Here is a 19,542-nt window from a genome sequence, read left to right on the forward strand (position 1 = left end):
TCTCGATGCTGCCTATGGCCCCGGCCTGCTCAACGAATCCGAAAGGGGCCTGACGATCGCCGAATTGATGCGGCAGCGCCTCGGCGGCAAGGCCGACTATGCCGACCGCGTCCGCCTCGGCTCGATCATCCTCATCGTCCGCGATCTCGACGAGCACGATCACATCACCTCCGTCGGCATGTCGCTCGAAGCAGTCGAACCGGCAATTACGCTGCCGATCTTCCTCAATCTCAAGGACATCACCCAGCGCATCCGCGACCGGCTGAATGGACGCCGGAACCGGGAAACCGCAGCCTCCGAAAGCCCCCCGAAACCACCGGCCGGACGCGACGAAGGCACACGCGAAAACGGCCGCTGAACGCCTTGCGTCTCGAATGATCCTTGCTATGTTCGGCGCAACTTTCGCCAACCACGACAGGATCCTCCCCATGCCTTCTTTCAAGACCCTCGACGATCTTTCCGACATCCGCGGCAAGCGCGTTCTCGTCCGCGTCGACCTCAACGTCCCGGTGAAAGACGGCAAGGTCACCGATGTGACGCGCATCGAACGTGTGGCGCCGACCATCCTCGAATTGTCCGAAAAGGGTGCCAAGGTGATCCTGCTGGCCCATTTCGGCCGGCCGAAGGATGGCCCGTCGCCGGATCTGTCGCTGTCGCTGATCGCCCCTTCCGTCGAGGAAGTGCTTGATCATGCCGTGCTGACGGCCTCCGACTGCATCGGCGAAGCCGCCGCCTCCGCCGTTGCCGCGATGAATGACGGCGATATTCTGCTTTTGGAAAACACCCGCTTCCACAAGGGCGAGGAAAACAACGACTCCAACTTCACCAAGACGCTTGCCGCCAACGGCGATATCTACGTCAACGACGCCTTTTCGGCCGCCCACCGCGCCCATGCCTCGACCGAAGGCCTTGCCCACCACCTGCCGGCCTATGCCGGCCGCACCATGCAGGCCGAGCTGGAGGCGCTGGAAAAGGGCCTCGGCGAACCGGCTCGCCCTGTTGTTGCGATCGTCGGCGGCGCCAAGGTCTCCACCAAGATCGACCTGTTGATGAACCTCGTGAAGAAGGTCGATGCGCTCGTTATCGGTGGTGGCATGGCCAATACCTTCATCGCCGCCCGCGGCACCAATGTCGGCAAGTCGCTCTGCGAACATGATCTCGCCGAAACCGCCAAGCAGATCATGATCGAGGCCGCCACCGCCGGCTGCGCCATCATCCTGCCCGAGGATGGCGTGATTGCCCGCGAGTTCAAGGCGGGCGCCGCCAACGAGACTGTCGATATCAACGCCATTCCCGCCGATGCCATGGTGCTCGATGTCGGCCCGAAATCCATCGAGGCCATCAACGCCTGGATCGAGCGTGCCGCAACCCTGGTCTGGAACGGCCCGCTCGGCGCCTTCGAGATCGAACCCTTCGATGCCGCAACGGTCGCTGCTGCGAAATACGCCGCTGGGCGCACGGTAGCCGGCAAGCTCACCTCCGTTGCCGGCGGTGGCGACACCGTCTCGGCGCTCAACCATGCCGGCGTTGCCGACGATTTCACCTACGTCTCGACCGCCGGCGGCGCCTTCCTCGAATGGATGGAAGGCAAAGAGCTTCCCGGTGTCGCCGTCCTCAACGCTGCTAGATAGTTGCCAAGATTGATTTCGCAGATTTTACATGTGGATAGACCGTGGAAGAAAAAACAGCTTCCGCGGTCTTTTGCTCAGAGGACGAAAAAAATCCCAACTTTCAAACGATTGAATTGAATTCAATCGTTTCAATGACTTAGCCTTCCATTTTCCTCCCTATAAACTTCTGTTATCCGCGTTCTATATTCCTGAAGTGCCGATATTTATTGTTGTGGAGAGAACGAAATGAGCGAACGACTGGAAGACATTGCAGTGCAGATGGTTACGGGCGGCCGGGGGCTGCTCGCCGCCGATGAATCGACCTCCACCATCAAGAAGCGTTTCGACGCGATCAATCTCGAATCGACCGAAACCAGCCGGCGCGACTATCGCGAAATGCTCTTCCGCTCCGACGAGGCGATGAAGAAATATATCTCCGGCGTCATCCTCTTCGAGGAGACGCTGTTCCAGAAGGCGGCGGACGGTACGCCCTTCGTCGATATCATCCGCGCCGCCGGCGCCATTCCCGGCATCAAGGTCGATACCGGCGCCAAGCCGATGGCCAAATATCCGGCTGAAACCATCACTGAGGGCCTCGACGGTCTCGGCGAGCGCCTTGCCAGATATTATGAAGCCGGCGCCCGCTTCGCCAAGTGGCGCGGCGTCATCGCCATCTCGTCAACCTTGCCGACCCGCGGCTCCGTCCGCGCCAACGCTCAGGCGCTTGCTCGTTATGCCGCACTTTGCCAAGAGGCCGGGATCGTTCCGATCGTCGAGCCGGAATGCCTGATGGACGGCAAACCGGGCGACCACAATATCGACCGCGGCGCCGAAGTGACCGAATCCACGCTGCGCATCGTCTTCGAAGAACTGGCCGATGCCCGCGTCAACCTCGAAGGCATGATCCTGAAGCCGAACATGGTGATCGACGGCAAGAACGCCCGCAAGGCCTCGGTCGCGGAAGTTGCCGAGCGCACCGTCAAGGTGCTGAAGGCGACCGTTCCGCCCGCTGTTCCGGGCATCGCCTTCCTATCCGGCGGCCAGACGACCGAAGAAGCGACAGCCCATCTTTCGGCGATCAATGCCAGCGGCGACCTGCCCTGGTTCGTCACCTTCTCCTACGGCCGCGCCCTGCAGGACAGCGCGCTCAAGGCCTGGAACGGCAAGCAGGAAAACGTCGCTGCCGGCCAGCGCGAATTCACCCACCGCGCCGAGATGAACAGCCTCGCCGCCAAGGGCAACTGGAAGAAGGACCTGGAAAAGGCCGCCTGAGTTTTTGGAGCCTTGAACGTTGGGCAGGGAGCGGCGAACGCAGCTTCCTGCCCTCTCCGCCGTTTCTTTTCCTCCGATTGTCACGGCGACAAGAAACCGCTTCGTTCCCTCGAAAACCGTGACTACTCATAGCGCCCTGTCACAACAGGAGCCGCCATGAACACCCTCTCCTACGTCACCGTCGATGTCTTCACCTCCACCCGCTTCGAGGGCAATCCGCTTGCCGTCATTTCCGATGCGCGCGGTCTGAGCGACGCGGCGATGCAAAAGATCGCCACCGAGTTCAATTATTCCGAAGTCACCTTCGTCCTGCCGCCGGAAGACCCGCAAAATTCCGCCCGCGTGCGCATCTTCACCCCGACGATGGAAATACCCTTTGCCGGCCATCCGAATGTCGGCACAGCCTATGTGATCGGCCAACAGGCGGAGATCTTCGGCAAGCCAGTCGGCGATACGCTGCGTTTCGAGGAAAAGGCCGGCATCGTCGAAGTCAGCCTGAAACGCGAGGGCGGAAGGGTTGCTGCTGCCGCCATCCGCGCGCCGCAGCCGCTGACGATCGGCGACACCATAGCCGCGGAAACCGTCGCCGGCTGTGTCTCGCTCGACCCCGGCGCCATCGTCAACACCACCCATGCACCGGTCTTTGTCTCGGTCGGGCTGAACTTCGCCGTCGCCGAGTTGAACGGGCTTGGAGCGCTGGCCGCCGCCCGCCCGAACCTTGCCGGGTTTCAGGCAGCTGCCGGCCGCCAGACGACCAGCGGCCACGACTTCTCGCTCTTCGTCTACGTGAGGACAGCCGAAAATCCATGGAGTATTCGCGCCCGCATGTTCGCGCCACTCGATAACGTGCCCGAAGATCCGGCAACGGGCAGCGCGTCAGCTGCGCTTGGCGCCTATCTCGTCTCGCTTGCGCCGGAGGCCGACATGAACGCCCGCATCACCATTGAACAGGGCGTCGAAATGGGCCGCCGCAGCGTCATCACTCTTGATGTCGCGAAATCCGACGGCACCGTCACCGATGTGGTCATCTCGGGAGGCTGCGTTTCCGTCATGCGCGGAGAAATCAGTTTGCAGGACTGACGGTCGCAGGTCGGCCGTAATCCCCGGGTTACATATAATCCAAGGATTACATCAGGAAATCGCGCGAAAGCAGAGCCACTGCCCACACCGCGAAAGCGATCAGCGCGAGCTTCCAGAAATCCATCCGCCGCCTTAGGCCGGGAAGCCCGAGCGGCTTGATCACCTGTATCGCCATGGCAAGGATGAGCAGCAAGGCTATCAGCTTTGTCATGCTTTATTTTTTCCGTTTTTCGGAATGTCACAGGACGGACATTTTTCCGCGCGAACAAGAGGATCTCGACACGCCGTAAAGATATTCCGGGGCACAATCAATCATCTTGAGGCTGGGCTGAGGCAGGTCTTGCCTTATGTCCATTGCAAATCGCTAAGACCGAGTCTGGGGAAATGAAGAGAAATCTGCTGTCCGTCGCCGCGTTGCTCTTTGGCACGCTCTTCCTTTTCATGGGCAACGGCCTGCAGGGCATCCTGCTCCCCGTCCGCGGCAATCTCGAAGGCTACGCAACGACGACGCTCGGCCTGCTCGGCACCTCATGGGCCGGGGGCTTCGTCATCGGTTGCCTGGTTGCGCCGAAGATCGTGCGCCGCGTCGGCCATGTGCGTGCCTTTTCGGGCTTCATCTCGATCATCGCCATCATCGCGCTGGTCAGCGGTATCATCATCGATCCGGTCTGGTGGGTGGTCCTGCGCGCCGTCACCGGCTTCTCCACTGCCGGTACGTCGATGATCATCGAAAGCTGGCTGAACGAGCGCGCCAGCAACGAGAGCCGCGGCATGATCTTCTCGCTCTATATCGGCATCACACTACTTGGCGTCGTCGGCGGCCAGATGATGATCCCGCTCGAGGATGTGCGCACGCCGGTTCTGTTCATGATCTGCGGCATCTTCTATTGCATCGCCATGCTGCCGACGACGCTGTCGACCGCTGCTTCGCCGCAGCCACTGAAGGCGGTGCGCCTCGACCTGCCGGCGCTCTATCGCAACTCGCCGGTCTCCTGCCTCGGCATCCTGCTCGTCGGCATCGCCAACGGCGCCTACGGCACGCTCGGCGCCGTCTTCGGCGCCGGCGCCGGCCTGTCCGACACCAACATCGCCGTCATGATGAGCGCCACCATCTTCGCCGGGGCGGTGATGCAGCTGCCGGCCGGCCGGCTTTCCGACCGCATCGACCGGCGCTACGTGCTCGCCGCCATGTCGGGGATCGCCGCCCTTGCCGGCTTGCTGATCTTTCTGCTCCACCCGACGTCCCCCGCCTTGCTGATCGGGCTTGTGGTCCTCTACGGCGCGGTGGCGAATACGCTCTATCCGATCGCCGTCGCCCACGCGAACGACTTCGCGGCCTCGGAGGATTTCGTCAAGGTCTCCGGCGGCTTGCTGCTGCTTTACGGCATCGGCACGATGATCGGCCCGACGCTCAGCGGTCCCGTCATGTCGGCGATCACCCCGCATGCGCTTTTCCTCGTCACCGCCATCGCCCATGTGCTGATCACCGTTTACGCCATCATCAGGAGCCGCATCCGCGCCGCCGTGCCGGCCAGCGACCGCGACGCCTACACGACGATCCCGACCGGCACCTCGCAGATGCTGACACCGCAAAGCATGTCGCTTGCCGATCGCGGCGCCGGCAAACCTCCCGAAACGGAAAAGTCTCCCGAAAGCGGCGATCCTGCTGTAAAGTTCGGCTAGAACAATTCCAGCAAAAGTGCGCAGCGAACGGAGGACGAACCATGAGCTTCATCGATGACGAGCGGCCGCAGAAGAAAGTCGCCCATGAGATCGGCGCGGATCTCTCCATGCTTTCGGTCGACGAATTGAAGGGGCGGGTGGAATTGCTGAAGATGGAGATCGCACGCCTCGAGGCCGAGGCCGGTCGCAAGGCCTCCGGGCGGCAGGCAGCGGAAAGCTTCTTCCGCTCGTGATCCGCTAAAAACCCCGAAATACAAGGCTATGGGCGGATAAAACAGCTAGCCCCAAGTCTTAATTCAGCACAATGTTAATAAAATATTAAGCTTTATAAGGTATTACTATATTCATCCGGATTTCCTCTGGATCTCAGACAGTTTCCCAAGCGGTGAATTGGTCTGATTTTTCTCCCTGTTTTACCTTGAGAGCCGCGTTTGCGGCTCTTCTTTTTCCTATGGCCGGCGCACTTCCACGAAACTGTGGAGATTAACCCTTTCTTAAGAAACGGCTTGCGCATTTGGGCTAATGATACCATCTTAAAGTCATAAAGACCGGGCCTGGAAACTTTTCCGTCGGTGCCGGCGTTACCTGAATATATGTAGCTGCGTGCGAACAGGGACTATTGCGATGTCGGAAGTTGGATTGAACACGATCAGTTTTGCAGGCCGCGCCGCTGCATCCTCGCAGTTCAAGGCACTTTACGCGGAAGGCATGTCGCTGGTCGAAGAGACTGCCTCCTATCTCGACGGCCAGGGCCGTGCCGCCTCCAAGGTTCTGCCGCGTATGGCCTCGGTTCTCTACGCCGCGGAATCGATGCGTCTCACCACCCGCCTGATGCAGATGGCTTCCTGGCTGCTGTTGCAGCGCGCCGTCAACAATGGCGAAATGTCCCGTGACCAGGTGCTGGCCGAAAAGAACAAGGTTCGCCTCGACGGCTTTAACGTCGACCGCGCCGCACCCGGCTGGGGTGATCTGCCGGAATCCTTCCGCGACTTGGTCGAACGCTCGTTGCGTCTGCAGAACCGCATTGCCCTGCTTGACCGCGAGATCTACCGCCCGTCCGAAGCAGTGATCGTTCATGATAATCAGAACAGCGTCCAGGCCCAGCTGTCCCTGCTGCAGACCGCCTTCGGCAACAACTGACCAGATCTGCAAGAATTCGATATGAACCGGCTGCGTCTTACGCGGCCGGTTTTTTGTTTGCCGCTGAACACCGGCATTGCTAAAGCATCCTTTGCGCGTACGAAAAGACGCGCGGCGCTGTAAGCCATTGCCAACGCAAAAAAGCCCGGCGAAACCGGGCTCTCTTCGAATTCCGTCGAGCAGAAGCGATTAGAGGCCGAGGCCGCCGAAACGCTTGTTGAACTTGGAAACGCGGCCACCGCGGTCCATGAGCTGCTGGTTGCCGCCGGTCCAGGCCGGATGCGACTTGGAATCGATTTCGAGGTTCATGACAGCGCCTTCCGAACCCCAGGTCGAGCGGGTTTCGTACTCAGTGCCATCGGTCATGACCACCTTGATCATGTGATATTCGGGATGGATGCCTGCCTTCATAACAATCTTCCTGCGATACCGGAGTTCAATTTGCCGCATGCAGTTGCGGCCAACGAACCGATTGAATAAATGAAGCCGCAGTCGGATGGCTACGGCTTCCCATTAGGATGCGGTGCCTATACATGAAGGACGCCTAGATAACAAGAGCCAACAGGCCGCATTGCGCGGGTCCTGCGGGCGATCGGAGACGATTTGGCAGAGCAGGCACGGGCTGAGGAAAACAAGAAGCGATCGCTGCGACCGCTCGGCAGGCTGACACCCTATGTCATGCGTTACCGCGGCCTGGTAGCCGGTGCGCTGATGTCGCTGGCGCTTGCCGCCATCACCTCGCTGGCGCTGCCGCTCGCCGTGCGCCGCATGATCGATCACGGCTTCACCCAGTCGGACGGCCGCTTCATCAACAGCTACTTCGCCATGCTGATGGTCATGGCCATCGTGCTCGCGGTCGCCAGCGCGCTGCGCTATTATTTCGTCATCACCATCGGCGAGCGCATTGTCGCCGATCTTCGCCGTGACGTCTTTGCCCATGTGACGCGGCTGTCGCCCTCCTTCTTCGACGTCAACCAGTCCGGCGAGATCGTCTCGCGGCTGACCGCCGATACGACGCAGATCAAGTCCGCCGTCGGCGCCACCGCCTCGGTGGCGCTGAGGAACCTCATCCTCTGTATCGGCGCCATGGGCATGATGATCGTCACCTCGCCGAAGCTTTCGAGCCTCGTCATCGGAGCGATCCCGCTGATCGTCTTCCCGCTCGTCGCCTTCGGCCGCTCAGTGCGCAAGCGCTCCCGCGCCGCTCAGGATACACTCGCCGATGCCTCCGCCTTCGCCAACGAGACGATCGCCGCGACCCGCACCGTCCAGGCCTTCAACGGCGAAGACGCCGCAGCGACGCGTTACGGCACCGCCGTCGAATCCGCCTATGAGGCCGCCCGCGCCGCCATCCGCTCGCGCGCGCTGCTGACGGGGATCGCCATCACGCTGATCTTCGGCAGTGTCGTTGCCGTGCTCTGGTTCGGCGCCCATAGCGTGCTTGCCGGCACGCTTTCGGCCGGCACGCTCGGCCAATTCCTGCTCTATGCCGTCATCTCCGCCGGTTCGCTGGGCGCACTGTCGGAGGTCTGGGGCGAACTTTCGCAGGCAGCCGGCGCCGCAGACCGGCTGACCGAGCTTCTCGACGAGGTTTCGCCGATCACAGCCCCCGCCAGCCCTGAGCCGCTTCCGTCGCCCAGCCGCGGCCGCGTCGAATTCTCAGGCGTGCATTTTGCGTATCCTTCGCGCCCCGGCAAATCGGCGCTGCATGGCTTAAGCTTCGCGATCACGCCAGGTGAGACCGTCGCCATCGTCGGTCCTTCCGGTGCCGGCAAGAGCACCGTCTTTTCGCTGCTGCTGCGCTTCTACGATCCGCAGCAGGGCAGCGTGAAGATCGATGGTGTCGACGCGCAGCTGACGACGCCCGACGAGCTGCGCCAGCGCATCGCCATCGTGCCGCAGGACGTCACCATCTTTGCCGCCTCGATCCATGACAACATCGCCTTCGGCCGTCCCGGCGCCTCGCGTGACGAGGTCCGCGCCGCAGCCCTTGCCGCGCAGGCCGACGAATTCATCGCCCGGCTGGACCAGGGCTACGAGACCGAGGTCGGCGAACGCGGCATCACGCTCTCCGGCGGCCAGCGCCAGCGCATCGCCATCGCCCGCGCCATCCTGAAGAACGCGCCGGTGCTGCTGCTCGACGAGGCGACCTCGGCGCTTGACGCCGAAAGCGAGACGCTGGTGCAGAAGGCGCTCGACGGCCTGGTGGACGGCCGCACGACGCTCGTCATCGCCCATCGCTTGGCAACCGTGCTGAAGGCCGACCGCATTCTCGTCATGGATCAGGGCCGGGTCGTCGAAGAGGGCACGCATCAGAGCCTGATCCGTCACGGCGGCATCTATGCGCGGCTGGCGCGGCTGCAATTCGACGCCGCCAATGAGGATGTGCTCGCCGCCGCGAAATAGCCGGCGCGCACTTCTCCCGCCAACAGCGACTAAAGTCTGAACCCGCCACGCCTCTCTGCGGTTGTCTTTCGCGCGTCCTGCCCTAACCTCTTCATTCCCCGGGGTGGGGATATTGCTGCTGAAATCCTTGGGAGGAGATAGGAATGGCGCTTTCCGATATGACGCGACGTACGGGCCTTGCGCTCGGTTTCGGTGTGCTTGCGGCCCTTGCCGTCAGCGCGTCTGCCACTGCTGCGGATTTTCCCGATCGGACGATCACCATGGTCGTGCCCTTCGCGGCCGGCGGCTCGACCGATGTCGTCGCCCGCATCGTCGCGCAGAAGATGTCGGAGGATCTCGGCCAGCAGGTGATCGTCCAGAACGTCGCCGGCGCCGGCGGCAATCTCGGCGCCGGTAACGTCGCCCGCGCCGAACCGGATGGCTACACCATCCTGATGGGCACGGTCGCGACCCACGCCCTCAATCCGCTGATCCTGAAATCGACGCCATATGATGCCGAAAAGGATTTCGCACCGATCTCGCTGCTCGTCGTCGTGCCGAACGTGCTGGTCGTCAATCCGGAACTGCCTGCAAAGACCGTGCAGGAACTCGTCGCGCTACTGAAGGCCGAGCCAGACAAATACAGCTACGCCTCATCGGGCAACGGCACGCCGTTGCATCTTTCCGGCGAACTCTTCAAGTCCATGGCCGGCGTCAGCATGCAACACATCCCCTATAAGGGCGCCGGTCCGGCATTGAACGACGTCATCGGCAACCAGGTGCCGATCATGTTCGACAACCTGCCCTCCTCGTCGAGCCACATCAAGGCCGGCACTCTGCGGGCGCTGGCGGTGACCACGGCCGAGCGTGCGCCGTCCTTCCCCGACGTACCGACCGTCGCCGAGTCAGGCATTCCAGGTTACGAGACCTATACCTGGAACGCGCTTTTCGCCCCGGCCAAGACGCCGAACGAAGTGGTGATGCGCCTCAACGCCTCGGCTAAAAAGGCTCTCGCCGACCCAGCTGTCGCTGAACGCATGAAGGAATTCAGCGCCACCATCGTCGGCTCGACGCCGGAAGAACTCGCCGCCCATGTGAAGGCCGAACTCGCCAAATGGGGACCGGTCGTCAAGGGCGCCAACATCCAGATGGAGTGATGCCGAGCATGATGCCGAAAAGTGTGAGCGGCTTTCGGATGACATCATGCTCTATTCTTTAAATGAGAACAGGATTCAGATTTTAGGCCGACCCGGGCTGAAATCATCCTGTTCTCGGCATAGGCGCTGGCGCCCCCTCATTCGCTTGCGTCCAATGGAAACGGTGACAATTGGACGCTAAGCAACCCAATCCTGATTAAGGCAGTGGAAAAGCTCGCCATTTTGATCTAGCCTCCGCTAAGCTGATGGTTGCAATTCAGCGTTTTGGGATTTCGGGAGACATCTATGTATAAATTCGAAGTCTATAAGGATAAGGCCGGCGAGTTCCGCTTCCGCTTCAAAGCATCGAACGGGGAAGCTATGTTCTCGTCAGAGGGCTACAAGGCGAAGGCGTCCGCCATGAGTGCAATCGAATCCATCAAGAAGAACACGCCAAGTGCCGAAATCGTCGATCAGACGAAGGCCGAATCCTGAGCAGACCGGCAGCGGCGGCATGATTGCCGCCCTGCCCTTTCGCGCCCGTAAGCAGCGCCGGCGCCCTTGAGCTCGGCTCGCTTGCTTGCGATTTCGGGCGCCATTTTTCTTTTTAGCATATTTTTTTGAAAGCCATGTCGAAACGACCGGTGGCCGCGCCTCATTGTTTCGGAACGGCCGCGCCGCTCCGCCGGGCTTCACGGCTTTCGGGATCTCGATCCCCGACATCGGGATGCCCGGATCAACGTCAGCAACGAGATCAGGAGTTTTCCATGCAATATGCTCTCATCATTCGCGAAGCCGCCGAGGATTTCGCTCGCCGCGGCGATCCCGTCTATCGCGACGGCTGGGTCGCCTACAGCCAGGCGCTCGCCCAGGCAGGAATCATGACCGGCGGCGCCGGACTGACAGGCCCGGAGACCGGCACGATCGTGCGCCGCAAAGGCGGGGACCATGATGTTCAGGACGGTCCCTATCCGGAAGGTAAGGAACAGCTCGGCGGCTTCTATCTGATCGACGTCCCCGACATGGACACCGCGCTCGAATGGGCGACCCGCGTTCCGATCTCCGACAAGGGTTCGGTCGAGGTGCGCCCGCGCCTGCAGATGTGAGGCGGCAATGCAGCCCGATGCCGGACGCGCTGCCGAAAAGGTGGCGCGTCAGTCGTACGGCAAGCTGATCGCCTTCCTCGCCGCCCGCTCGCGTGACGTGCCGGCGGCAGAGGATGCATTGTCGGAAGCGTTGGCTTCGGCCCTTCGCGTCTGGCCGGAGCGCGGCGTTCCCGGCAATCCGGAAGCCTGGCTGCTGGTGGCTGCCCGCCGCAACCTCATGCAGGCGGCCCGCCACCGCACCGTCGAGGCCAATGCGCAAACGACGATATCGGTCGCCTTCGAGGAGGCGGAGGAACGCATGAACGCGGCCGGCAGCGCCGTCTTTCCCGATGAGCGGCTGAAGCTGCTCTTCGCCTGCACCCATCCCGCCATCGACAGCTCCGTGCATACGGCGCTGATGCTGCAGACAGTTCTCGGCATCGAGGCAAAGACCATCGCCCGATCGTTCGTCGTTTCACCCGAGGCGATGGGCCAGCGGCTGGTGCGGGCCAAGCTGAAGATCCGCGATGCCGGCATTCCCTTCGCCGTTCCGCCTCGCCCCGCGTTGCCGGGCCGGTTGGCGGCGGTGCTTTCGGCGATCTACGCGGCTTACGGTCTTGGCTGGGACGGTCTTGACGGAGAGAACGAACGCCATTCGCTCGCCGGCGAGGCGATCTGGCTCGGCCGCGCGCTACTGGCGGTACTGCCGGACGAACCCGAAGCTGTCGGCCTGCTCTCGCTGATGCTTCACTGCGAAGCCCGCCGCAGCGCCCGGCGCGACGGTAGCGGCCGATATGTGCCGCTGGACGAGCAGGATACGGCCGCGTGGAACGCGATCATGATTGCCGAGGCGGATGCGCTGCTGCGCAAGGCCGGCAGCTTCGACCGTTTCGGCCCCTTCCAATGCCAGGCAGCGATCCAGTCCGTGCATGCAGCGCGCCGGCTATCGGGAACGACCGACTGGCAGGCGCTGACGACACTCTACGCGGCGCTGGTGATGATGAAGCCGACGGTGGGTGCGCGCGTCAGCCAAGCTGCGGTGATCGGCAGGGCCTTCAGCGCCGATGCCGGCCTGGAGCGGCTCGACAAACTCGATCCGCGCGACGTGGCAGCCTATCAGCCTTACTGGGCCGTGCGTGCCTATCTTCAGGCGCAGGCCGGCGACAATGCCGCCGCAGCCGACGCCTATATGACGGCGATCGGCCTCAGCGACAGCCCCGCCGTGCGCGACTTTCTCGCCGGCCGGTTAAAGGGTGTGCAGCGGTAATGTCAGCCCCCTGCATAACTCCTTAAATCGGAATCGATTTAAGGAGTTATGCAGCCATTCAAAGTGTTTCGGCGTCCTTTGCGCGTCTTCGAAGAGGCGCGGCGCTGAAATCACTTCTCGGTCAGCTTCAGCTCGATGCGGCGGTTGGTAGAGCGCGCATCCGGCGTTTCGCCCGGCGCGATTGGCTGGAACTCGCCGAAGCCGGCGGCAACCAGCCGGTCGGCCGGCACGCCTTGTGCGATCAGGAACTTAACGACCGAAATCGCGCGCGCCGAGGAGAGCTCCCAATTGTCGCGATAGCGGCCCGTTCCGGCAAGCGGCACATTATCCGTATGGCCGTCAACGCGCAGCACCCAATTGATCTCCGGCGGAATTTCCTTGGCGAGATCGAGAAGGGCCGCGCCAAGCTTCGCCATCTCGGTCTGCCCTTCCGGGTTGAGATCGGCGCCGCCCGAGGGAAACAGCACTTCCGACTGGAAGACGAACCGGTCGCCGACGATGCGGATATTTTCGCGGTCCGAGAGGATCTCCCGCAGACGGCCGAAGAAGTCGGAACGGTAACGGTTCAGCTCCTGGACACGGGCGGCAAGCGCCACGTTGAGGCGGCTGCCGAGGTCGGCGATCTTGGTCTGCGAGACCCGGTCTTTATCCTCCGACGCCTGAAGGGCTGCTTCGACGGCGGCAATCTGGCTGCGAAGCGCTGCGATCTGCTGGTTTAGCAGTTCGACCTGGCTGAGCGCTCGTTCGCTCACCTGCTTCTGCTCGTCGAGCTCCTGCGTCATCGAGCCGATCCGCTTCTGCGCCGCATCCTGACCGCCCGAACCGGCACTCAGCAGCGCTTGCAGCCGCGACCGGTCGCCTTCGGCGCTGGCAAGCGAGGCCTGCAGATTGGCGACCGAATCCTGGAGATCCTGGTTGCTGCCCTTTTCCAGCGCAAGAAGCTGCGTCAGCTCGTTGATCTGGCTGTTAAGACGATTGAGCACCTCATCGCGTCCGGTGATCTCACGGCTGAGTATGAACTGCCCGACGACGAAGACCGTCAGCAGGAACATGATGGAGATGAGCAGCGTCGACAGCGCGTCGACGAAGCCCGGCCAATAATCGACCGTGCGTTCGCGGCGCCGGTTGCGGGCTAGAGCCATGGCTTACTTGCCCTCGCTCTTTTCTGCCTGGCTGGCGCGGTCGCGCAAACGCTCGCCCCTCTCGCCTGCGCGCTCCTGCACGCCGATGCGTTCGGCAAGCCGGTCGAGCGTGCGGCGCATCGCCTTCGCCTCGTCCTGCTGTGCCTCGATCCAGTCGCGCAGCATCTGCTGCTCGTTGCGCATGTTCTTGACGAGGCCTTGAATGCCTTCGGCAAGGCTCGCCATGGCGGCGACGGAGCGCTGGCTGCCGGCACCACCCTCTTCCGAGACCTTGCGCAGATAATCGGAGAGCGCGCGCATGTCGTCCGACGAAGCGCCGGCAACGGCGTCGAGAGCCGGGGCAAGATGATCGGAGCCGACATCCGTGACCGAGGAGAGCCAGTTTTCCAGCTCCATATAGAAGCGGTTTTGCGCGCGGCCGGCCTGCAGGTCGAGGAAGCCGAGAATGAGCGAACCGGAAAGGCCGAGCAGCGAGGAGGAGAAGGCCTGGCCCATGCCCGAAAGCGGCGTGGAAAGCCCTTCCTTCAGCGCCGAGAGCACGTCCCCCGTGCCGTTCGAGCCGGCATCGAGCGACTGGATGACAATGCTGATCGAACCAATCGTGCCGATGAGGCCCCAGAAGGTGCCGAGCAGGCCGAGGAAGACCAAGAGGCCGATCAGGTAGCGTGAAACGTCGCGCGATTCGTCGAGGCGGCTGGCAATCGAATCGAGGATCGAGCGCAGCGCCGTCGTCGACAGCGACGCTGAGGACTTGCGGCTGCCGAGCAGCGCCCGCATTGGCGCAAGCAGCCGCGGATTGCGGTTGACCTTGTCGACGCTGCCGGCGGCGCGGAAGGAATTAAACCAACGCACCTCGGGGCGAAGCGCCAGTACATGGTTGAAAACAAGGATGATTCCGACCGCGAGAACGCCGACGATCAGGCCGTTGAGGCCCGGATTGTGCATGAAGGCGGTCTGCGTCTGGCGGAAGAGGATAGCGGCGATAAAACCGACGATGACGAGGAAAAGCAGCATCGTCCAGAGGAAGGGCATGGGGCTCGAAAGCCTGTTGGCATAAATGCCCGTCGTCTTTTCGGTGGAGCCGATCTCCGCCACATTCACATTTTCCATAGGTTACGCAGCCTCCGGATTCCCTGCTGGCGGAGACTAGAACAACATTGTGCCGAATTGAAGTATGCCGGGGAGAAAACCGTGACTTTACAACAGCCAGATTTTCGTTCGGTCACTTGGCGGGAACCGGCCGCTTGACGACTTCGATCAGCGCCTTGTGGATGATCTCGTTGCCGGCGACGATTGTGCCGCTCTCCAGCATCGTCGCGCCACCCTCCCAGTCGGTCGCGAAACCGCCGGCTTCACGGATGAGCAGGATGCCGGCCGCCACGTCCCAGGGCGCCAGTTCCGCTTCCCAGAAACCGTCGAAACGCCCGGCCGCGACATAGGCGAGATCAAGCGTCGGCGAACCCAGGCGGCGGATGCCTGCCACTTCGCCCATCACGTGACGAAGCTCGACCAGGAACTTGCCGTGATTGCGCTTGCCAAGCGCCGGCACGCCACAGCCGATGACGCAATCCGACAGCGCCCGGCGCGCGGCGACGCGCAGGCGCCGGTCATTGAGGAAGGCGCCGCCGCCGCGCTCGGCGGTATAGAGTTCGTCGGTCGCCGGATTGAAGACGACGGCGGCGACGATCTCGCCATTGCGTTCGAGCGCGATCGAGACAGCGAAGGCCGGGATGCCGTGCAAAAAGTTCGTCGTGCCGTCGAGCGGGTCGACGATCCAGCGATGCGCGCCGTCGGTGCCCTTGATTTCCTCGCTTTCCTCGCCGAGGAAGCCATAGGTCGGACGCGCCTTGAGCAGCTCTTCCCTGACGATCTTTTCGGCCTTGCGGTCGGCGGCGGAAACGAAGTCGCCCGGTCCTTTCACGGAAACCTGCAGGTTCTGCACTTCGCCGAAATCACGCCCCAGCGACTTTCCTGCCTTGAGGGCAGCCTGAACCATGACATTGAGAAGAGCTGAACGGGCCATCGGCGCATTTTTCCTTGGGACTGATACGGGGCGCGCGCGCTGCCAGGGGCGGGAAGTGTCCCTGACCATGCATGACAGGCAGCGCTGCGAAGATTGGCGGCCTCAAGACCACAAAATCAGGGAAATTTCAAGGGGACGCACGCATGGCTGCCCTGCGGCGTCGGAAACTATTCATTTTATTCTGGACAAACCAGTCCAATAAGAGTAGAAGCCTGGTCATGGCACGACACAAGGAATTCGATCGCGACACCGCCCTTCATGCCGCCATCGGCGTATTTACCGAGCATGGCTATGAAGGCACCTCAACCGAGGAATTGCTGACGGCGATGAAGATCAGCCGCCAAAGCATGTACGACACCTTCGGCGACAAGCGCGGTCTCTATCTGGAAGCGCTGAAGCGCTACAATGTGGAGAGCATCGATAAGATCATCGCCGATCTTCGCCACGACGGTCGGCCGATCGAGGCGCTGGAAGGTGCTCTTGTCGCTTTCGCCTCGCGTCCCGCTGCCGAGGCCCGGCGCGGCTGCCTCGGTGTCAGCGCCATCTGTGAATTCGGCCGCTCCGATGCCGAGGTCGCAGCTCTTACGGACAGCGCCGGCCGCGCGCTTCACGCGGCGATCGAAAGCCTTCTCGCTGAGGCTCGCAGGAGCGGAGAACTCGCAACAGAGATCGATATCGCCGACGCCATTCCGTTTCTCGGCGCTGCGCTGTCGGGCATGAAAGTCAGCGCCCGAAACGGCGCCCAATCCGAGACGCTCCGCGGTATCGCACACATGGCAATCAGAAGCCTCCGCTGACGAACGGACAACTCCGAACTGACCTTTCCATGAGCAATTCTAGACTGATCAATCCAGAAACAAAGGAAACCTGCATGTCTCAACCCCTTTCCACCAAGATCGCCCTCGTCACCGGCGGCTCGCGCGGCATCGGTGCCGCTATCGTCCGAAGGCTCGCCGCTGATGGCGCCGCCGTCGCCTTCACCTATTCCAGCTCGGAGCACAAGGCGAAGGCGATCGTCGCCGAGCTGGAGGCTGCTGGCGGCAGGGCGCTGGCGATCCGGGCCGACAGTGCCGATGCGAAGGCCGTACAGGATGCCGTCGCGTTGACAGCCGGGCATTTTGGCGGTCTCGACATTCTCGTCAGCAATGCCGGCATTCTCATCCTCAACCCGCTCGACGACTATTCGCTCGAAGATTTCGACCGGATGTTCGCCGTCAACGTCCGCGCTGCCTTCGTCGGCATCCAGGCAGCGGCAAGACACATGAAGGAAGGCGGCCGCGTCATCACCATCGGCAGCGTCACCGCCGATCGCAGCGGCTTTCCAACCTCCGCAGTCTACAGCATGACGAAGGGCGCAATCGCCTCGATGACCCGCGGCCTCGCCCGCGATCTCGGCCCACGCGGCATCACCGTCAACAACATCCAGCCCGGCCCGACGGCGACCGACATGAACCCCAATGAGGACGATCATGAGCGCCTCAAGCCGCTGATGGCACTTGGCCGCCTGGGTGAGGACCGCGAGATCGCCGGCCTCGCCGCCTATCTCGCCAGTGCCGAGGCCGCTTTCGTCACCGGCGCCAGCCTGACGATCGACGGCGGTTATCTCGCCTGAATACGGAACCTGCACGGCTATGATCAAAAGCCGGCGGCATCCTGCGATACCGCCGGCTTCAGCCGGTTCCGTTGAAACCGACTTAAAACTTCTGCTGCGTTATCAAAACTTCGCGAGCGATCTGATCGAGCGGCAGGATACGGTCGACGCCGCCTTTGGCGATCGCCTCCTTCGGCATGCCGAAAACGACTGAACTCGCCTCGTCCTGCGCCACCGTGTAGGCGCCGGCCTGATGCATTTCCAGCATGCCGCGCGCGCCGTCGTCGCCCATGCCGGTCATGATGATACCCATGGCGTTCGAGCCGGCCGAGCGCGCCGCCGAGCGGAAGAGCACGTCGACGGAAGGCCGGTGTCGCGACACCAGCGGCCCGGTCTTGACGCTGACATAGTAGCGCGCACCCTGGCGCTCGAGCAGCACGTGCTTGTCGCCTGGCGCGATCAGCACATGGCCACGCAGCACCGGATCGCCATCGACGGCTTCCTTGACCTCGACCTCGCAAAGCCCGTTCAGCCGCTTGGCGAAGGCGGCGGTGAATTTCTCCGGCATATGCTGGACGATCACCATGCCCGGCGCGTTGGCCGGCAGTTCCTCCAGGAACTCGCGCAGCGCTTCGGTGCCGCCGGTGGAGGCGCCGACGCAGACGACCATCTCCGTTGTCTTCGCCATGGCCCGCCCCGTCGGTGGCGGCAGCATCACATCCGCCGTCAGCTTCTTGGCCGGCCCCTCCGCTGAGGCGGAGCGGATGGTTCCGGCAGCGCGGCGGACATTGGAAAGCCGTGCATGCGAGGCGCTCTTGACGACTTCGCGAATACGCATCGCATCGTCGGAAAGGCTGTCGGCAGCCCCGATCTTCGATTTCAGGATGACGTCGACGGCGCCGGCCTCCAGCGCCTGGAGCAGCGTTTCCGATCCCGCCTCCGTCAGCGACGAGCACATCACGACGGGGATCGGCCGCTGCGACATCAGCTTGCGCAGGAAGGTGATGCCGTCCATGCGCGGCATCTCTACATCGAGCGTGATGACATCGGGGATCTCCTCCTGCAGTTTCCGCGCCGCCATGAAGGGGTCGGATGCCACCGCCATGATCTCGATATCGGGATCCTGCTCCAGCACATGGGTCAGCGTTTGGCGGATACTGGCGGAATCGTCGATTATAAGAACGCGGATTTTCTTAGCCATGAATGCCCCTAATGCATGCCGTCCAGAAGTGCGCAGCGGTTTTGGGATGACGCAATGCGCTTTAGATACGCTGAAACACCGTATTCGAGACCTGCTTCAACGGCAGATCGAAGCCGGTGATTGATTCAGAATGGCCGATGAACATGTAGCCGCCCTTCGCCAGGCAGGCACAGAGGCGGTTGAGAACACCGGCCTGAGTCTGCTTGTCAAAGTAGATTAGCACGTTGCGGCAGAAGATGACGTTCATCAACTCGCCGATCGCGTATTTCTCGTCCATCAGGTTCATGCGGGCAAAACCGATCTTGCTGCGCAGTTTCGGCGTGATACGCACCTCCCGCCGACCCGGCTGCTTGGCTGTCAGCACGTATTTGCGCTGCAGATCGCGCGGCACAGGCGCGATCAAATCTTCCGGGTAGATGCCCCGGCGCGCCGTCTGCAGCACATCAGTGGAAAGGTCGGTCGCCAGAACGCTGTAGGAGACGTCGTTGCGGCCTTCGGCGAATTCCGCCAGCACCATCGCCATCGTGTAGGGTTCCGCTCCCGTCGAGCAGGCCGAACTCCAGGTGCGGATGGTCCGAACGCCGCTATTGACAATCATTGGCAGCGCTACCGTCTGCAGATAGTCGAAATGCTTGGCTTCGCGGAAGAAGTCGGTCTTATTCGTCGTCACCACGTCGATCAGGTAGACGGTTTCCTGGTCGAGGCCGTCATGATTGAACAGGAAATCGCAATAATCGTCGAAGGTCGCATGGTTGGTTGCGCGAAGGCGGCGCCTCAACCGCCCTTCGAGCATCGTCAGCTTGGTCGGCGGCATCTTGATGCCGCTATAATCGTAGATGAACCGGGCAAGCTTATCGAAATTGCGCTTGCTGATCCGGTCGCCCGGCAATTGGGTTTCCACCGCTGCTGCCATACTCATAGAATGCA

The 19,542-nt window shown here is 62.2% G+C and carries 20 protein-coding genes and 1 pseudogene; 14 read left to right on the forward strand and 7 right to left on the reverse strand.

From position 1 onward, the window contains the following. From ACM5SV_RS20210 to ACM5SV_RS20225, 4 genes and pseudogenes are all read left to right on the forward strand, one after another. A pseudogene (locus ACM5SV_RS20210) lies at positions 1 to 358 on the forward strand (potassium/proton antiporter); the annotation flags it as partial. A gap of 70 nt (positions 359 to 428) precedes the next feature. Beyond that, positions 429 to 1,631, forward strand: a complete 1,203-nt coding sequence (locus ACM5SV_RS20215; RefSeq protein ID WP_012758885.1) for a phosphoglycerate kinase — start codon at positions 429 to 431, stop codon at positions 1,629 to 1,631. 225 nt (positions 1,632 to 1,856) lie between these two features. Next, positions 1,857 to 2,882 (forward strand): class I fructose-bisphosphate aldolase, encoded by a 1,026-nt coding sequence (locus ACM5SV_RS20220; protein WP_222014732.1) that lies wholly within the window; start codon positions 1,857 to 1,859, stop codon positions 2,880 to 2,882. Between the two features lie 156 nt (positions 2,883 to 3,038). Further along, complete coding sequence (locus ACM5SV_RS20225) at positions 3,039 to 3,962, forward strand: PhzF family phenazine biosynthesis protein (RefSeq protein WP_017995109.1); 924 nt, start codon at positions 3,039 to 3,041, stop codon at positions 3,960 to 3,962. Positions 3,963 to 4,008: 46 nt separating this feature from the next. On the opposite strand, the gene ACM5SV_RS20230 is transcribed toward ACM5SV_RS20225, so the two are convergent. Next, positions 4,009 to 4,173, reverse strand: coding sequence for a hypothetical protein (locus ACM5SV_RS20230; RefSeq protein WP_003542801.1), 165 nt, complete (start codon positions 4,171 to 4,173; stop codon positions 4,009 to 4,011). A 173-nt stretch (positions 4,174 to 4,346) separates the two neighbouring features. On the opposite strand from ACM5SV_RS20230, the gene ACM5SV_RS20235 reads away from it, so the two are divergent. The 3 genes from ACM5SV_RS20235 to ACM5SV_RS20245 all read left to right on the forward strand — a co-directional run bounded on the left by ACM5SV_RS20235 (position 4,347) and on the right by ACM5SV_RS20245 (position 6,785). Next, positions 4,347 to 5,645, forward strand: a complete 1,299-nt coding sequence (locus tag ACM5SV_RS20235; protein WP_012758888.1) for an MFS transporter — start codon at positions 4,347 to 4,349, stop codon at positions 5,643 to 5,645. Between the two features lie 41 nt (positions 5,646 to 5,686). Continuing rightward, positions 5,687 to 5,878, forward strand: coding sequence for a DUF1192 domain-containing protein (locus tag ACM5SV_RS20240; RefSeq protein ID WP_222014734.1), 192 nt, complete (start codon positions 5,687 to 5,689; stop codon positions 5,876 to 5,878). A gap of 391 nt (positions 5,879 to 6,269) precedes the next feature. After that, positions 6,270 to 6,785, forward strand: coding sequence for a DUF1465 family protein (locus ACM5SV_RS20245; RefSeq protein ID WP_222014736.1), 516 nt, complete (start codon positions 6,270 to 6,272; stop codon positions 6,783 to 6,785). A gap of 189 nt (positions 6,786 to 6,974) precedes the next feature. On the opposite strand, the gene rpmE is transcribed toward ACM5SV_RS20245, so the two are convergent. Beyond that, positions 6,975 to 7,196, reverse strand: a complete 222-nt coding sequence (gene rpmE / locus ACM5SV_RS20250; RefSeq protein WP_003542805.1) for a 50S ribosomal protein L31 — start codon at positions 7,194 to 7,196, stop codon at positions 6,975 to 6,977. Between the two features lie 192 nt (positions 7,197 to 7,388). Between rpmE and ACM5SV_RS20255 the strand changes: the two genes are divergently transcribed. From ACM5SV_RS20255 to ACM5SV_RS20275, 5 genes are all read left to right on the forward strand, one after another. Then, the gene (locus ACM5SV_RS20255) at positions 7,389 to 9,191 is read left to right on the forward strand and encodes an ABC transporter transmembrane domain-containing protein (protein WP_222014739.1); all 1,803 of its coding nucleotides are present in this window, start codon (positions 7,389 to 7,391) and stop codon (positions 9,189 to 9,191) included. A 143-nt stretch (positions 9,192 to 9,334) separates the two neighbouring features. After that, on the forward strand, positions 9,335 to 10,327 hold the full coding sequence (locus ACM5SV_RS20260) for a Bug family tripartite tricarboxylate transporter substrate binding protein (protein WP_017995111.1): 993 nt from the start codon (positions 9,335 to 9,337) through the stop codon (positions 10,325 to 10,327). A 285-nt stretch (positions 10,328 to 10,612) separates the two neighbouring features. After that, positions 10,613 to 10,801 (forward strand): YegP family protein, encoded by a 189-nt coding sequence (locus ACM5SV_RS20265; RefSeq protein WP_003552601.1) that lies wholly within the window; start codon positions 10,613 to 10,615, stop codon positions 10,799 to 10,801. Between the two features lie 272 nt (positions 10,802 to 11,073). Beyond that, positions 11,074 to 11,412 carry a YciI family protein gene (locus tag ACM5SV_RS20270; RefSeq protein ID WP_017995112.1) on the forward strand — a complete coding sequence of 113 codons (339 nt, stop codon included), beginning with the start codon at positions 11,074 to 11,076 and terminating at the stop codon, positions 11,410 to 11,412. Positions 11,413 to 11,419: 7 nt separating this feature from the next. Next, the gene (locus tag ACM5SV_RS20275; RefSeq protein WP_221968684.1) at positions 11,420 to 12,658 is read left to right on the forward strand and encodes an RNA polymerase sigma factor; all 1,239 of its coding nucleotides are present in this window, start codon (positions 11,420 to 11,422) and stop codon (positions 12,656 to 12,658) included. Between the two features lie 110 nt (positions 12,659 to 12,768). On the opposite strand, the gene ACM5SV_RS20280 is transcribed toward ACM5SV_RS20275, so the two are convergent. From ACM5SV_RS20280 to ACM5SV_RS20290, 3 genes are all read right to left on the reverse strand, one after another. Further along, a complete protein-coding gene (locus ACM5SV_RS20280) occupies positions 12,769 to 13,800 on the reverse strand; it encodes a peptidoglycan -binding protein (RefSeq protein WP_017995114.1) in 1,032 nt (343 codons plus the stop codon). A 3-nt stretch (positions 13,801 to 13,803) separates the two neighbouring features. Then, complete coding sequence (locus tag ACM5SV_RS20285) at positions 13,804 to 14,910, reverse strand: MotA/TolQ/ExbB proton channel family protein (protein ID WP_012758895.1); 1,107 nt, start codon at positions 14,908 to 14,910, stop codon at positions 13,804 to 13,806. A 112-nt stretch (positions 14,911 to 15,022) separates the two neighbouring features. Next, positions 15,023 to 15,823 (reverse strand): inositol monophosphatase family protein, encoded by an 801-nt coding sequence (locus tag ACM5SV_RS20290; RefSeq protein ID WP_113548446.1) that lies wholly within the window; start codon positions 15,821 to 15,823, stop codon positions 15,023 to 15,025. 218 nt (positions 15,824 to 16,041) lie between these two features. Between ACM5SV_RS20290 and ACM5SV_RS20295 the strand changes: the two genes are divergently transcribed. Both ACM5SV_RS20295 and ACM5SV_RS20300 read left to right on the forward strand, forming a co-directional pair. After that, on the forward strand, positions 16,042 to 16,620 hold the full coding sequence (locus tag ACM5SV_RS20295) for a TetR/AcrR family transcriptional regulator (protein ID WP_017995117.1): 579 nt from the start codon (positions 16,042 to 16,044) through the stop codon (positions 16,618 to 16,620). A gap of 74 nt (positions 16,621 to 16,694) precedes the next feature. Beyond that, on the forward strand, positions 16,695 to 17,435 hold the full coding sequence (locus ACM5SV_RS20300; protein WP_113548445.1) for a 3-oxoacyl-ACP reductase family protein: 741 nt from the start codon (positions 16,695 to 16,697) through the stop codon (positions 17,433 to 17,435). Positions 17,436 to 17,517: 82 nt separating this feature from the next. Here the strand turns inward: ACM5SV_RS20300 and ACM5SV_RS20305 are convergent, their stop codons facing one another. Together ACM5SV_RS20305 and ACM5SV_RS20310 are read right to left on the reverse strand one after the other, a co-directional pair. After that, a complete protein-coding gene (locus ACM5SV_RS20305; RefSeq protein ID WP_113548444.1) occupies positions 17,518 to 18,615 on the reverse strand; it encodes a protein-glutamate methylesterase/protein-glutamine glutaminase in 1,098 nt (365 codons plus the stop codon). Between the two features lie 61 nt (positions 18,616 to 18,676). Continuing rightward, entirely contained in the window at positions 18,677 to 19,534 is an 858-nt protein-coding gene (locus ACM5SV_RS20310; RefSeq protein ID WP_012758900.1) for a CheR family methyltransferase, read from the reverse strand. Between the last annotated feature and the right edge of the window lie 8 nt (positions 19,535 to 19,542).

Source organism: Rhizobium sp. CRRU65 (assembly GCF_048551595.1).
GTDB classification, from domain to species: domain Bacteria; phylum Pseudomonadota; class Alphaproteobacteria; order Rhizobiales; family Rhizobiaceae; genus Rhizobium; species Rhizobium leguminosarum_J.